This is a genomic window from Flavobacterium sp., from assembly GCF_050696275.1.
Lineage (GTDB): Bacteria > Bacteroidota > Bacteroidia > Flavobacteriales > Flavobacteriaceae > Flavobacterium.
Genome location: NZ_JBOGUT010000003.1, coordinates 186,076 through 199,781, shown reverse-complemented (window position 1 = coordinate 199,781; position 13,706 = coordinate 186,076). Strand labels below are relative to the sequence as shown.

16 protein-coding genes are annotated in these 13,706 nt (G+C 34.9%); 11 read left to right on the top strand and 5 right to left on the bottom strand.

Features of this window, described 5'->3' with window-relative positions; all coding sequences use genetic code 11:
• Positions 1–8: 8 nt before the first annotated feature.
• Complete coding sequence (gene ychF, locus ACRDEC_RS03325; RefSeq protein WP_431496911.1) at positions 9–1,103, bottom strand: redox-regulated ATPase YchF; 1,095 nt, start codon at positions 1,101–1,103, stop codon at positions 9–11.
• A 205-nt stretch (positions 1,104–1,308) separates the two neighbouring features.
• Here ychF and ACRDEC_RS03320 point away from each other — a divergent pair, with 205 nt between their 5' ends.
• The gene (locus ACRDEC_RS03320) at positions 1,309–1,845 is read left to right on the top strand and encodes a hypothetical protein (RefSeq protein ID WP_431496910.1); all 537 of its coding nucleotides are present in this window, start codon (positions 1,309–1,311) and stop codon (positions 1,843–1,845) included.
• A 64-nt stretch (positions 1,846–1,909) separates the two neighbouring features.
• Here ACRDEC_RS03320 and ACRDEC_RS03315 read toward each other — a convergent pair whose 3' ends face one another.
• Positions 1,910–3,088: a hypothetical protein gene (locus ACRDEC_RS03315; protein ID WP_431496909.1), complete on the bottom strand. Its 1,179-nt coding sequence runs from the start codon at positions 3,086–3,088 to the stop codon at positions 1,910–1,912.
• A 62-nt stretch (positions 3,089–3,150) separates the two neighbouring features.
• Positions 3,151–3,501, bottom strand: coding sequence for a 4Fe-4S dicluster domain-containing protein (locus ACRDEC_RS03310; RefSeq protein ID WP_431496908.1), 351 nt, complete (start codon positions 3,499–3,501; stop codon positions 3,151–3,153).
• Between the two features lie 125 nt (positions 3,502–3,626).
• On the opposite strand from ACRDEC_RS03310, the gene ACRDEC_RS03305 reads away from it, so the two are divergent.
• From ACRDEC_RS03305 to ACRDEC_RS03280, 6 genes are all read left to right on the top strand, one after another.
• The gene (locus tag ACRDEC_RS03305) at positions 3,627–4,685 is read left to right on the top strand and encodes an acyl-CoA reductase (RefSeq protein WP_431496907.1); all 1,059 of its coding nucleotides are present in this window, start codon (positions 3,627–3,629) and stop codon (positions 4,683–4,685) included.
• A gap of 116 nt (positions 4,686–4,801) precedes the next feature.
• Positions 4,802–5,875 carry a 3-phosphoserine/phosphohydroxythreonine transaminase gene (gene serC, locus ACRDEC_RS03300; RefSeq protein ID WP_431496906.1) on the top strand — a complete coding sequence of 358 codons (1,074 nt, stop codon included), beginning with the start codon at positions 4,802–4,804 and terminating at the stop codon, positions 5,873–5,875.
• Between the two features lie 108 nt (positions 5,876–5,983).
• Entirely contained in the window at positions 5,984–6,943 is a 960-nt protein-coding gene (locus ACRDEC_RS03295) for a D-2-hydroxyacid dehydrogenase (RefSeq protein WP_431496905.1), read from the top strand.
• A 45-nt stretch (positions 6,944–6,988) separates the two neighbouring features.
• Positions 6,989–7,645, top strand: a complete 657-nt coding sequence (locus ACRDEC_RS03290; protein ID WP_431496904.1) for a DUF937 domain-containing protein — start codon at positions 6,989–6,991, stop codon at positions 7,643–7,645.
• 47 nt (positions 7,646–7,692) lie between these two features.
• Positions 7,693–8,118: a DUF6146 family protein gene (locus ACRDEC_RS03285; RefSeq protein ID WP_431496903.1), complete on the top strand. Its 426-nt coding sequence runs from the start codon at positions 7,693–7,695 to the stop codon at positions 8,116–8,118.
• Positions 8,119–8,147: 29 nt separating this feature from the next.
• On the top strand, positions 8,148–8,462 hold the full coding sequence (locus ACRDEC_RS03280; protein ID WP_431496902.1) for a DUF6787 family protein: 315 nt from the start codon (positions 8,148–8,150) through the stop codon (positions 8,460–8,462).
• 31 nt (positions 8,463–8,493) lie between these two features.
• Here ACRDEC_RS03280 and ACRDEC_RS03275 read toward each other — a convergent pair whose 3' ends face one another.
• On the bottom strand, positions 8,494–8,802 hold the full coding sequence (locus ACRDEC_RS03275; RefSeq protein ID WP_431496901.1) for a hypothetical protein: 309 nt from the start codon (positions 8,800–8,802) through the stop codon (positions 8,494–8,496).
• Positions 8,803–8,853: 51 nt separating this feature from the next.
• Positions 8,854–9,501, bottom strand: a complete 648-nt coding sequence (gene msrA, locus ACRDEC_RS03270) for a peptide-methionine (S)-S-oxide reductase MsrA (protein ID WP_431496900.1) — start codon at positions 9,499–9,501, stop codon at positions 8,854–8,856.
• Positions 9,502–9,640: 139 nt separating this feature from the next.
• On the opposite strand from msrA, the gene ACRDEC_RS03265 reads away from it, so the two are divergent.
• The 4 genes from ACRDEC_RS03265 (at position 9,641) to mnmE (ending at position 13,656) form a co-directional block, all read left to right on the top strand.
• A complete protein-coding gene (locus tag ACRDEC_RS03265; RefSeq protein ID WP_431496899.1) occupies positions 9,641–10,354 on the top strand; it encodes an ABC transporter ATP-binding protein in 714 nt (237 codons plus the stop codon).
• A 2-nt stretch (positions 10,355–10,356) separates the two neighbouring features.
• On the top strand, positions 10,357–11,121 hold the full coding sequence (locus ACRDEC_RS03260) for a TIGR02757 family protein (protein WP_431496898.1): 765 nt from the start codon (positions 10,357–10,359) through the stop codon (positions 11,119–11,121).
• 151 nt (positions 11,122–11,272) lie between these two features.
• On the top strand, positions 11,273–12,070 hold the full coding sequence (locus ACRDEC_RS03255) for a hypothetical protein (protein WP_431496897.1): 798 nt from the start codon (positions 11,273–11,275) through the stop codon (positions 12,068–12,070).
• A gap of 188 nt (positions 12,071–12,258) precedes the next feature.
• Positions 12,259–13,656 (top strand): tRNA uridine-5-carboxymethylaminomethyl(34) synthesis GTPase MnmE, encoded by a 1,398-nt coding sequence (gene mnmE / locus ACRDEC_RS03250; protein ID WP_431496896.1) that lies wholly within the window; start codon positions 12,259–12,261, stop codon positions 13,654–13,656.
• Positions 13,657–13,706 lie beyond the last annotated feature (50 nt).

The window sequence follows — 13,706 nt, the reverse complement described above, 5'->3', positions numbered from 1 at the left end:
ATATTGAATTATACGTTAAAACGGAAATGCATTACATCACCATCCTTTACGATATATTCTTTTCCTTCCACACGAAGTTTTCCGGCTTCTTTTACTTTGGACTCTGAACCGAAGCTAGAGAAGTCTTCAAAAGCTATTACTTCAGCACGGATAAATCCTTTTTCGAAATCAGTATGGATAACACCTGCTGCTTTCGGAGCAGTATCACCAATATTGATTGTCCAGGCTCGAACCTCCTTTACACCAGCAGTAAAGTACGTTTGTAATTTCAATAATTTGTAAGCTGCACGAATCAAAACTGCTGAACCCGGCTCAGTTAAGCCCATATCTTCAAGGAACACCTGACGCTCTTCGTAGCTTTCCAATTCAGTGATATCAGCCTCTGCTCCTACAGAAAGAACGATTACTTCTGCTTGCTCATCTTTTACTAACTCACGAACCTGATCAACATATTTGTTTCCGTTAACCGCAGAAGCTTCATCAACATTACAAACATATAAAACCGGTTTAATTGTTATTAATTGGAAATCTTCCATCAAATCAATTTCATCCTGATTTTGAGGAATCACTGTACGAGCCGATTTTGCCTGCAATAAAGCTTCGCGGATTCTGTCCAACAAGGCTTTTTCAACTTGGGCTTCTTTGTTTCCTGTTTTGGCAGCGCGATTTACTTTTTCCAAACGTTTTTCAACTGTTTCCAAATCTTTCAGCTGTAATTCGATATCAATAGTTTCTTTATCACGGATCGGATTTACATTTCCGTCAACGTGAACGATGTTATCATTGTCGAAACAACGCAAAACGTGAATGATAGCATTACATTCTCTGATATTTCCAAGGAATTGATTACCCAAACCTTCTCCTTTGCTTGCTCCTTTTACTAAACCTGCAATATCAACAATATCAACCGTTGCCATTTGAACACGTTCCGGTTTTACCAATTCTTCCAATCTGTTAATTCTTGGATCAGGTACATTAACAACCCCGATATTCGGTTCGATAGTACAAAACGGAAAGTTGGCACTCTGCGCTTTAGCATTAGATAAACAATTGAATAAAGTTGATTTTCCTACGTTTGGTAAGCCTACAATTCCTGCTTTCATTTATATATTTTTTGTTTACAGTTAACGATTTTGAGCTAACAGATTTTAAGTTCGTTTTAAAAGTTTGCAAATATAAGATTTATAAACATATTTAATTTAGTTTTTTTTCATCATAATTCAGTAACTTTATCTTTTTAGCACAGGTTATTTATTTGATTTTTAACATTATACACTATAATCATTATTAATTAAAAATTTAAGTATTATGAGAAATTTATTTTTAAGCTTTGCAATCACAATAGTGTCGACGGCATTTGTCAATGCGCAGAACACTAATGTCCAATCTGAAGTCACAACAACTGTAAGAACTGTTAAAGATTCAGAAGGAGAGAAAAAAACGGTTAAAAACGAGGTTAGTAAAGAAGTACAGAACGTTCAGCTTGGTGAAGAAAAACCAAACACAAAAAACATCGAGATGAAAGATTCTCCGGTTGCTATCAGTAAATCAACCGAGGTCATCAATCCTGATGGTTCTACAAGAACAGTAAACGTGGACCGATCTGCAACATATGAATCAAATAGTCAAAAAATTCAATTGATACTGGATGCAGCCGGATATAAATTAGTGGATTTGAACACTAAAAAAACTTCTTTGCTTCGAAAAACGTCTACTAACAGTTATTTCTTTATCACAAAAAGCAAAACAGCCATTGCCTATTTTGACACTAACAACAACCTGATATTAGAATATTATGACGTTGCCAGCGACAGTGTTAAAATTGAAACTTATATGAAGATTTAAGATTTTGTTGGAAATAAAAAAACCTGAACAGAAATTCAGGTTTTTTTATTTTACTAAGACTAGTTTATTGTGTTGCAAGACGTTCAATAATTTCTTTTTCTTCTTTTGTTGAAACAAATCCGGATTCAATATCCCAATAATTGTTGAAAAATTTTGTTTTCTTATTGATTAAAGATTTGTCTTTGAAGACATTACCATCATTGTATTTAAAAATTTGTTTATTAAAACTTGTAACAACCATGTGATTGTTAACTTCGATTCTTCTCTTTTGTTTCTTATATTTCTTTTCAAAACCAATTACTTCTTTAGAATTTGCTAAATAATAAAGATTATTATCTACTCTGAATGTGTTCTTATACTCTAGTTTATAAACCTTGTCGCTGCTTAAAAAAGACCTTCTTAAGTCCTCCATTCGAGATTCTGCAACCACAGAACCAACTTCCATAATAATCATTTTATTTCTATCATAAACAATTGTAAAGTCAGATAAAACCCCTTTTACATCAACTAATGGCGTAACTTTAATCACCAAATAATCTTCGTTATTTTGATATGATCTTACCTGAAATTCATATTTATGTTTCGCATTTGATTTTAGAATTTCATCCAGATACACAAATTGATAATAATTCTCAATTATATTATTTAAATCATAACCTAAAAGCTCCGCATTTATATCCAGATCAAGTAAACCAATTGCTCTGTTCTGCTCTACAAGAATATCTGTTTTAACTCTTTTTGAATTCCCTAATATCTGAAAATTGATTAATCCGTCATTAAAAAAGACAATCTGATCATTTTTTTTATAAAATTCCCTTAAATAAACTTTCAAATTTACAGGAACTGTTATTTTACTAAGTGAATTTTTAATCAGTCTTTTCAATATATCCTGAGGATGATCGCTGGTTAAAATAATTTCTTCCAATTGTTGCGCATTGCTCTCCAAATAAACTTCATTTATTTTCTTGCCTAACTCACTAAACTTCACAGTATAGCTTTTGTAAAGAGAATGTTCAAATCTTAAATCGGATTCTTTTGTAAGACTGATAATTGCTTCACCACTTTTATTAGATAAAAAGCCCTGATTGCTTTTTAGAGCTGTTATGGTTACTTCTTCTATTGGCAGGCCAGTTTGGATGTCCTTAACAATTACAGTAAATTCTAAATTTTGAGTAAAAACACAACTGCTGGCAAAAAATAATATAAAACATAGTATTCTTTTCATTCGACCTTTTTTTATCAAATTTTTAAAAAAATGAGGATTTTCATTTTAAAAATCCTCACTTACTAGTAAACTCATTTCTGTTATTCGTTATGTAAAAAAGATTGCCTGTTTAATAAGGTTTCATCATCTTCTACATGATTATCATCAGGAACACAACAGTCAACAGGGCAAACTGCAGCACATTGCGGCTCTTCATGAAAACCCTTACATTCTGTACATTTTCCTGGTACAATATAATAAATATCATCAGAAATAGGAGTTTGAGCAGCTTCTGCATCAATTTCTGTTCCGTCAGGAAGTATTATTTTCCCGCTTAATTTCGTTCCGTCTTTGTATCTCCAGTCATCGGCACCTTCGTAAATTGCAGTATTTGGACACTCTGGCTCACAAGCTCCGCAATTTATACACTCGTCTGTTATAATGATTGCCATTTTATTTGCTTTATGCTATAAGCTATAAGCTATAAGCTGTTTTAAAATTTCTATTGACTAATGCTAATAAAAGCTTAATTTTGCACAAAAATACAATCAAAACCATTCATAAACAAATATTACGAATGACATTAGAAGAAAGAAAATCGGCGTTTATTGAATTAGGAACTTTTTTAAGTCAGTTTTTACTAGAAAAAAGCTACAAGCTTCCGGAAGTCAAGCAAAACGATCTGTTTTATGATGACTTTATTTCTTTAATCACATTATCGCAATCGCATAACGGATGGTATACACCTGAGCAGGTTTATTTTTCAGTTAGTTCATGGGCTGATACATTGAAAATAAACAACTTAGACCAATGGATTTCAAATTATACGTTCCCTTCTCAAAGTCCGAAAAACATCGGACTGATATTAGCCGGGAATATTCCGCTGGTTGGCTTTCATGATTTTTTATCGGTTTTAATTTCAGGTCATAACGTTTTGGTCAAAACATCATCAAATGACCAGTATTTATTGCCTTTTTTAGCTAAATATCTTATTTCTGTTGAACCAAGATTTGAGAACAAGATAACTTTCGTTGAAGGAAAACTGGAAAATTTTGATGCCGTAATTGCTACAGGAAGCAACAATACGGCACGTTATTTTGAATATTACTTTAAAGATAAACCGAGCATCATCCGCAAAAGCAGAAATTCAGTAGCGATTTTGAACGGAAAAGAAACAACAGAAGATTTAATCTGTCTTGGTGAAGATATTTTCAGGTATTTTGGGTTAGGCTGCCGAAATGTTTCCAAGTTATTTGTTCCGAAAGGATATGATTTCACGCATTTCTTCGAATCTGTTTTTGTGTATCAGGACATTATCAAATACGAAAAATACGCCAACAACTATGATTACAACAAAGCCGTTTTCTTAATGAGTCTTTACAAATTGCTTGACAACGGATTTTTGACCATTAAGGAAGATAAAAGCCACGCTTCTCCAATTTCGTCAGTATTTTACGAGTTTTATGATGATTTAGAAGAAGTCAAAGCCAGACTGCAAAGTGAAACAGGTCAAATTCAATGCATTGTTTCCAATAAATTGACGGAAAACAGTATTGCTTTCGGGCAAACTCAAAAACCAAATCTTTGGGATTACGCAGACAATGTCGATACTATTGCTTTTTTGACTGCTTTATAAGTAAAAACACCACTTTTTGTTAATAATCTTGCCCAATTGTTTAAAACAATTGGGCCTTTTTTTGTTATGTTTTCACGAAATTTGTGTTTTTATTTTTCTTACACAACTACAACACAATGAAAAAACACAATTACAGCGCCGGACCTTGCATATTACCGCAGGAAGTTTTCGACAAATCAGCACAGGCTATTTTAAATTTTAACAACCTCGATTTATCTATTCTGGAGATTTCGCACCGCAGCAAAGATTTTGTTGCTGTTATGGAAGAAGCCAGAGCTTTAGTTCTTGAACTTTTAGGTTTGGAAGGCAAAGGCTATCAAGCGTTATTTTTACACGGAGGAGCAAGTTTGGAATTTTTGATGGTTCCATACAATCTGATGAAAGAAAACGGTAAAGCAGCTTATCTGGATACTGGAACCTGGGCCAGCGGAGCGATTAAAGAAGCAAAACATTTCGGAGAAACAACGATAGCAGCTTCTTCAAAATCAGATAACTACACGCATATCCCAAAAGATTTTTCGATTCCATCCGATGCTAATTATTTTCATTGTACCAGCAACAATACTATTTTTGGCACACAAATGAAATCATTTCCTGAACTGAATATTCCAATAGTATGTGATATGAGTTCGGATATATTTTCAAGAAAATTGGATTTTTCTAAATTTGATTTGATTTATGCCGGAGCTCAAAAAAATATGGGACCAGCCGGAACAACTTTAGTAGTTGTAAAAGAAGAAATCTTAGGTAAAACAGGCAGACACATTCCTTCCATGCTGGATTATCAACAGCACATTACAAAAGAAAGCATGTATAATACACCTCCTGTTTTTCCAATTTATGCATCGTTGTTAACGCTCCAGTGGCTAAAAAAATTAGGAGGAATTCCGGCAATAGAAAAAATAAATGAAGCCAAAGCCTCTTTATTATATGCTGAAATTGACCGAAACTCATTATTTAAAGGAACTGCTGCGAAAGAAGACCGAAGCAGTATGAATGCTACTTTTATTCTAAATGATGAAAATCACACGGAAACTTTTGACAAATTGTGGAAAGCTGCCGGGATTTCAGGATTGACTGGTCACAGAAGCGTGGGCGGATACCGGGCTTCCATGTATAATGCATTGCCGCTCGAAAGCGTTCAGGTATTAGTGGATGTGATGAAAGAACTGGAAAACACTATATCCTAGCCCTGATAGAGCCGATATCCTCGTGAAGTGCAACGGAACGAGATAAAGGCGAAAGCAGGAAACAGCTTCAAAATAAAAAAATAAACAATAACAGATTAAACAATACAAATGAAAATATTAGCGAATGACGGTATCTCAAAAACCGGGGTAACACTTCTTGAAAAAGCCGGATTTGAAGTCATCACTACCAAAGTAGCTCAGGAACAGGTAATTAATTATATCAATACGCATCAGGTAGCTGTACTTTTGGTTCGAAGTGCGACCAAAGTAAGAAAAGACATTATCGACGCTTGCCCATCTCTAAAAATCATAGGTCGCGGTGGTGTTGGCATGGATAATATTGATGTTGATTATGCCATTTCCAAAGACATACAAGTTATAAATACTCCGGCCTCTTCATCAAACTCAGTAGCAGAGCTGGTTTTTGCGCATTTGTTTTCGGGCGTTCGGTTTTTACAAGATTCTAATCGAAATATGCCTCTTGAAGGAGACACTCGTTTTAATGATTTGAAAAAAGCGTACGCAAACGGAATTGAGTTGCGTGGCAAAACAATTGGAATTATCGGTTTTGGAAGAATTGGGCAATCTGTAGCTAAAATGGCTTTGGGTTTAGGAATGAAAGTAATCGCTTCCGATAATTACGTTGGAAAAGCCGAAATTAAAGTAGATTTCTACAACGATCAATTCATCAATGTGGAAATTTTTACCGAACCTATAGAAGATTTATTGAAACATTCTGACTTTGTAACGCTTCATGTTCCAGCACAGAAAGACTACATTATTGGTGCCAAAGAATTTAAAATAATGAAGGATGGTGTAGGAATAATAAATTGTTCACGTGGTGGAATTATCAACGAAGTGGAACTGGTAGAAGCTCTGGATAATAAGAAAGTGCTCTTTGCCGGTTTAGATGTTTTTGAAGACGAACCTACACCTGCCGTACAAATTTTAATGCATCCGCAAATATCTATGACTCCGCACATTGGCGCTGCAACTGTTGAAGCTCAGGAACGCATAAGTAGTGAATTAGCTGAGCAAATTATAACATTATTAAAACACGAAATTTAAAAATATTTCTTACATTTATGTCATACTAATTTAAATGATATTAAAATGGCTGGATTAATGGATTTATTAGATAGTGATTTAGGCAAACAAATCATTTCAGGAGTTGGACAACAGGTTGGAACCAGTGAAGGAGAGACTTCTTCTGTGTTATCTTCTGCTCTGCCGGCATTGGTTGGTGCTATGCAGAATAATGCTGCTACACCTGATGGCCAAAGCGGATTGTTAGGCGCACTTTTAGGCGGAAAGCATGATGGCAGTATTCTTGATAATTTATCTGGATTTATTACTGGTGGAGATCATTCAGATGGCGGGAGTATTTTGGGACATGTATTGGGTAACAATCAGGGAAATGTTGAAAATGAAGTCAGCCAGAATACCGGTGTCAGTTCCGATAAAGTAGCCATGATTATGAAAATAGCTGCCCCAATCCTTATGGGATATTTGGCAAAACGCGCCATGAACAATGGCTTAAGCAAAGATGGTTCCACATCAGACGGAGGTGGATTAACCGATATATTAGGTGGATTATTAGGTGGTCAAAGCCAGCAAAATCAACAGGCACCTTCTATGGGTGGCTCAATATTAACTTCGGTTTTAGATCAGGACGGAGACGGACAATTAGGATTAGGTGACGCCGTTACGGCAGCAACCAAAAAAGGAGGTCTCGGAGGATTACTAAGCAGCATTTTTGGAAAAAAATAATAACACAAACCACGCCTAAAAACGTGGTTTTTTAAAATTTATAAATCATGAAACGGCTTATTTTATTTTTAGCGGTCATTAGTCTTATTTCATGCAAAACACAAAATATAAGTTCTAATGACAATGCATCTACTGCAATAAAAGGCAATACAGTCACAATTGCAAATAAAGAACTTGAATACGAGGTAACCATTATAGATTCGGGATTCAGTTCATGGCTGGCTTCCCGCTCTTATCCGAGAGGTTATCATTCCGAATTGTATCTGGAAGATAAAAACAGATTGTACGTTTCCGAATGGAATAACAGGGCTTTGCAGCCTTCTCGTTACAATCCTAATTTATATGAAATGCAGATCAATTATGACTACAACATCCATTATGGCTATGAAGTAAATTATTTGATTTACAACTATATGGTTTATTTTCAAAACAAATACAATCAGCGACTTTTTGGCATTGTTCCACCAAGGTAAATTTATATATTTGCTAAAACTCATTTTTGATGAAAAAGCTCAAAGAGCGTTGGGGAATAACGTCAAATTTTCAACTTACGGTTATATTTATAGTTTTTGCCATCACGGGTTCAACCAGTGTTATGGTTTCAAAGCCTATCCTTGAATTTTTAGGAATAACCAAAGACAGTATGCCTTATTTTCTTTATTTAATTCTGAAGATAGTAATCGTTTTACCTGTCTATCAGGTCTTATTGGTTGGGTTTGGTTTTCTTTCAGGCCAATTCACTTTCTTTTGGAATTTTGAAAAGAAAATGCTTCGCGGTATGGGACTTGGTTTCTTATTTAAATCTGATGAAAAATAAAAATCTCCGCTGTATAGGCGGAGATTTTAGTTTATTTAGTCTCTTTTTTTGAAAAATAATATTCATAAAACCACACTAATGTAAAGGTTGGGATAAAATCTATTCCCGGAACGGCTTCTTCCATAAATTGTATGATACCTCCAATTTTACCAACCGATCCTCTATACATCAGTCCAAGTACAACAGCACCTATGGGCGCCCAGATAATATCGGTAATTTCTCCAATCCATGGAACCAAATATGAGGCCATTCCTATCAGATCCAAAAAAATCCCAATAATAAGTTTCGCTGTTTTATAATCGGATTGGGGTTTTGCTTCCATTTGTATTTCTTGTGCCATTGCTATCAAATTAAAAATTACAGGATTCACATACACAAAACTAATGCCAAACTATTTTTTAAGCTTGTCTTTAAACATTTCCCTTACCTTAGCTACTTTAGGCGTTATAACAAAGGAACAATATGATTTTTCTTTATTCTGACTGTAATAGTTCTGATGATAATCTTCTGCAATGTAAAATGTAGGTGCGTCAGAAACTTTGGTTACAACCAGTTTTCCATAGGTATTTTCAGCGTTTAATAACCGAATATAAGACTGAGCTAATTCTTTCTGCTTCTCATTTGTTGCAAATACTTCGCTTCGGTATTGGGTCCCTACATCGGCTCCCTGACGATTTATGGTTGTCGGATCATGTGTTGCAAAAAATACCTCCAGCAATTCGCCATAGGTTATTTTAGTGGGATCAAAAACAATCTGAATAGCTTCGGCATGACCGGAATAGCCAGAACAGACTTCATCATAAGAAGGATTTTCGGTCGTTCCGCCAATATAACCGGGTTTCACACTTTCAACTCCATTAAGCTCCAGAAATACTGCTTCAGTACACCAAAAACATCCACCGGCAAAAACAGCCACTTCATTTCCTTTTTCTAAATTCATAGTAATTCGTTCACGATTAATTTTATTTGCATTCTTTTGTTTATCCGATTGACAGCCAAAGAATAAAAATGCAATAAGCGAAATAAAAATTGTTTTCATCTGTCACTTTTTATCAAAATTAAAGAAATGCAAAGCAAAAAATCCCTTATTAACGAAATTTTATAACTATATACCACTATGTGTTGATTTAGATTTTATTATACACAAAATTCTTCGTTACTTTGTGAAAATTGATTTCATGATTAAGGCTACCAACATTCAAAAATACTATGACCAGCTTCAGGTTTTAAAAGGAGTTGATTTGCATATACAAAAAGGAGAAATTGTTTCTATTGTTGGGGCTTCCGGAGCGGGAAAAACAACGCTTCTGCAAATACTCGGCACATTGGATAAGCCCTCTGAAGTTAATGGAACAGTTTTAGAGATTAACGGTGAAGACATTCTGAAAATGAACGATAGTGCGCTGTCAAAATTCAGAAATTTGAATTTAGGCTTTATCTTCCAGTTCCACCAGTTATTACCTGAATTTACCGCACTCGAAAATGTTTGCCTTCCGGCATTTATTGCCAACAAACCGAAACACGAAACCGAAGTCGAAGCCGAAAAACTGCTGACTTATTTAGGATTAGCAGAGCGCATCCACCACAGACCTAATGAGTTGTCAGGTGGTGAACAGCAACGTGTTGCTGTAGCCAGAGCTATGATAAACAAACCGGCGATTATCTTTGCTGATGAGCCTTCAGGAAATCTGGATTCCAATACAGCGCAAAACTTACACCAGCTGTTTTTTAAACTCCGTGACGAATTAGGACAGACTTTTGTCATCGTAACCCATAATGATGAATTGGCCGATATGGCTGATCGAAAGCTTATTATGAAAAACGGTTCCATCAAACGAGAAGTCAAAAACATTAAAATTTTCACTTACGACACCATTAAGGGTTCAATTTAAATATGAATTTACAGGATCTAAAATCATTTTTAGATGAAAAAACGGATTTATACAACCATCCTGATTTTATCGAAAGTGATCCTATTCAGATACCCCACCAATATACTTTAAAAGAAGACATCGAAATTGCTGGTTTCCTTGCCGCTACCATTGCTTGGGGCAACCGGAAAATGATTATCAATAATGCTCAGAAAATGATGGCCTTGATGGGTAATTCTCCTTATGACTTTGTCATGTCGCACAATCAAAACCAGTTGGATTCACTGGGAAATTTCGTACATCGAACTTTCAACGGACAAGATTTCATTGGGTTTATAAAAAGTCTGCAGAATATCTATCATAACCATAACGGACTCGAAGCGGTCTTTACTCTTAATCCAGGAAACAATTCCACTCAAAAAAGTATTTCAGAATTCAAGAAGGTATTTTTTGAAATTTCACATTTATCCCGGACAGAAAAGCATATTTCCGATCCTCTAAATAATTCTGCTGCCAAAAGACTCAACATGATGCTTCGCTGGTTCTGCCGTCAAGACAACAAAGGGGTTGATTTGGGCATTTGGAAAAGCATTCCCTCTTCTGCCCTATCCTGCCCTCTTGATGTGCATTCAGGCAATGTCGCCCGAAAACTGAAGCTGCTTTCGCGAAAGCAAAACGATGCTAAAGCACTGGCAGAATTAGATGCTTCTTTACGATTATTGGACCCGAATGATCCTTCAAAATATGACTTTGCCTTATTCGGATTGGGTGTTTTTGAGGGTTTTTAAATTAAAGCAAAACATTCCATTAATTCTGAATCATCTGATTTAAAGCCAAAAACGATTCTCAATCTTTAACATTATACATCGCGTCTATTCTGAAAACATACAAATCCAACCTTTTTAACAATTATCCCATCTTAATAAATAAATGAAGTTTATGAAAAATGTATTGATATTATTTTTATTTCTATCGAATAGCAGCTTTGGGCAAAAACAAATAAATTATACTGGCTTTAACTTAACTTCTCACAATCCTAAAATAACTGATTTACAAGGAAAATGGGGAATCGATTTATTGATAACTGACAAGAAAACAAAAGAGTACAAGCTCAATTATACAAGTGCAGACCAAGGTATCTATTATGGAAATAGCATTACTTTAAAACCTGATAGGACATTTGTAAGTGCTTACTCTGCTCCTTGTGGAAACGATTGTTTTACAAGATCTATTGGCAAATACAAAATAATAGATGAGAATTATATCTGCTTATTCTTAGAAAAAATTAACCGTAGCGGATATTGTACAGGAAATAGTATAACTAATGAGGTTAATGAAACTAATGAAGATTTAGGTTTGTTTCGTATTTATAAGGATGGAAAAAAAATGACGCTTATAAAAAGTGATGGAAATCTGCAGAATGATGAGAAAAACCTTCAGTATATTGATTTGTTGGTTTCAAGACATCAGAAGATTTTCGAATACTATGACACGCATAACTTCCCGGACTGGACAACTTCAAAATCTCAATCTGAAGAAGAAATAACAGCTTTATTTATGGCTCAAAATCAAATCGAAAACTATAAAATTCTTTATTCCAAAACCTTCATTCTCTCAGCAACTACTATAATTCTGGTAAAAGCAAAAAACGAATATCTTTTTTTGTTATGTCAATCTGTAAGTGCTAATGACATAAGTGTGGTCTTGCTTGAAGATTCTTTTTTTTCAAAAAACTAATCATAATAAATCCCTGAAAGAAGAAACTTTTAATTAATCATACGATTACAGTAAAAACTCATTGAAAAAGAATACGTTAACTCTATGCGAAAAAGAATTTTATGCTAAACTTGGAGGAGACCAAAGCGCCCTTCAGTAACTGATTTTTCTTTGTACCTTTGAAGCGCTGAAACTTTGAAACCTATTACATGAATCACCACGATACAATTGTAGCCTTAGCTACGCCTTCGGGCGCAGGTGCGATTGCCATTATAAGAATTTCCGGAAAGGATGCTATCAATGTGGCTTCCGGTGTATTTCAATCGATACATCAAAAAGATATTACCAAGCAAAAATCACACACGCTGCATTTAGGTCATATTGTAGATGAGGCCAAAATCCTAGACCAGGTGTTGCTTTCTATTTTTAAAGGAACTAATTCCTATACTGGCGAAAATACTATCGAAATTTCGTGCCACGGTTCTACTTATATTCAGCAGCAAATTATTCAGTTATTGCTTCGTAAGGGCTGCCGGATGGCGCAACCAGGTGAATTTACACTACGTTCTTTTTTGAATGGAAAAATGGATTTATCTCAAGCCGAAGCTGTAGCTGATTTGATTTCTTCCGATAACGAAGCGAGTCATCAGATTGCCATGCAGCAAATGCGAGGTGGTTTCAGTAATGAGATCGCAAAATTGAGAGAAGAACTCTTGAACTTTGCTTCTTTAATTGAATTGGAACTGGATTTTGCAGAAGAAGATGTGGAATTTGCAGATCGGACGCAATTTCATGATTTATTAAACCGAATTGAATTTGTTTTAAAACGACTTATAGATTCCTTTGCCGTTGGAAATGTCATTAAAAACGGTATTCCTGTAGCCATTGTAGGAGAACCTAATGTTGGGAAATCAACCTTATTGAATGCATTGCTGAATGAAGAGCGTGCTATTGTTTCGGATATTGCCGGTACAACCCGTGATACGATTGAAGACGAATTGGTTATTGGCGGTATTGGTTTCCGTTTTATAGACACAGCCGGTATTCGTGAAACCAAAGATGTGGTTGAAAGCATCGGTATTAAGAAAACCTTCGAAAAAATTGAGCAATCCCAAGTGGTTGTTTACTTAATGGATAGTTCCCAATTGACTGTTGACAATGAAAATCTAAAAAAGGTTCATATCGAATTGGAGAAAATAAAAAATCAATTTCCTTTGAAACCCCTAATTATTATTGGTAACAAAGCCGATAAATTAGATGTAAATCAGAAGGAAATTATTAAGAGTGAAATTGCTTCTATTCTATTATTGTCTGCCAAAGAAAATCTGGGAGTTGATGATCTTAAAAACCAACTGCTCTCATTTGTCAATACAGGAGCATTGCGAAACAACGAGACAATCGTCACTAATACAAGACATTATGATTCCCTTATCAAAGCTTTGGAAGAAATCCAAAAAGTACAATGGGGCTTGCAAAGTAACCTTTCCTCAGATTTAATGGCAATAGACATCCGTCAGGCTTTGTATTATTTTGGTGAAATTACCGGACAGGTTACCAATGATGAGTTATTGGGTAATATTTTTGCTAATTTTTGTATCGGGAAATAATATGTGTCAACAACTTAAACCCAAGAGAAAGAATAGGAAAATAAAACCCT

Coding starts and splice junctions, on each gene's coding strand:
- ACRDEC_RS03285 (WP_431496903.1), top strand. CDS start 7,693: ATGAAACGGCTTATTTTATTTTTAGCGGTCATTAGTCTTATTTCATGC.
- ACRDEC_RS03310 (WP_431496908.1), bottom strand. CDS start 3,501: ATGGCAATCATTATAACAGACGAGTGTATAAATTGCGGAGCTTGTGAG.
- ACRDEC_RS03320 (WP_431496910.1), top strand. CDS start 1,309: ATGAGAAATTTATTTTTAAGCTTTGCAATCACAATAGTGTCGACGGCA.
- ACRDEC_RS03260 (WP_431496898.1), top strand. CDS start 10,357: ATGAATTTACAGGATCTAAAATCATTTTTAGATGAAAAAACGGATTTA.
- ACRDEC_RS03290 (WP_431496904.1), top strand. CDS start 6,989: ATGGCTGGATTAATGGATTTATTAGATAGTGATTTAGGCAAACAAATC.
- mnmE (WP_431496896.1), top strand. CDS start 12,259: ATGAATCACCACGATACAATTGTAGCCTTAGCTACGCCTTCGGGCGCA.
- ACRDEC_RS03305 (WP_431496907.1), top strand. CDS start 3,627: ATGACATTAGAAGAAAGAAAATCGGCGTTTATTGAATTAGGAACTTTT.
- ACRDEC_RS03295 (WP_431496905.1), top strand. CDS start 5,984: ATGAAAATATTAGCGAATGACGGTATCTCAAAAACCGGGGTAACACTT.
- ACRDEC_RS03280 (WP_431496902.1), top strand. CDS start 8,148: ATGAAAAAGCTCAAAGAGCGTTGGGGAATAACGTCAAATTTTCAACTT.
- ychF (WP_431496911.1), bottom strand. CDS start 1,103: ATGAAAGCAGGAATTGTAGGCTTACCAAACGTAGGAAAATCAACTTTA.
- serC (WP_431496906.1), top strand. CDS start 4,802: ATGAAAAAACACAATTACAGCGCCGGACCTTGCATATTACCGCAGGAA.
- msrA (WP_431496900.1), bottom strand. CDS start 9,501: ATGAAAACAATTTTTATTTCGCTTATTGCATTTTTATTCTTTGGCTGT.
- ACRDEC_RS03275 (WP_431496901.1), bottom strand. CDS start 8,802: ATGGCACAAGAAATACAAATGGAAGCAAAACCCCAATCCGATTATAAA.
- ACRDEC_RS03255 (WP_431496897.1), top strand. CDS start 11,273: ATGAAAAATGTATTGATATTATTTTTATTTCTATCGAATAGCAGCTTT.
- ACRDEC_RS03265 (WP_431496899.1), top strand. CDS start 9,641: ATGATTAAGGCTACCAACATTCAAAAATACTATGACCAGCTTCAGGTT.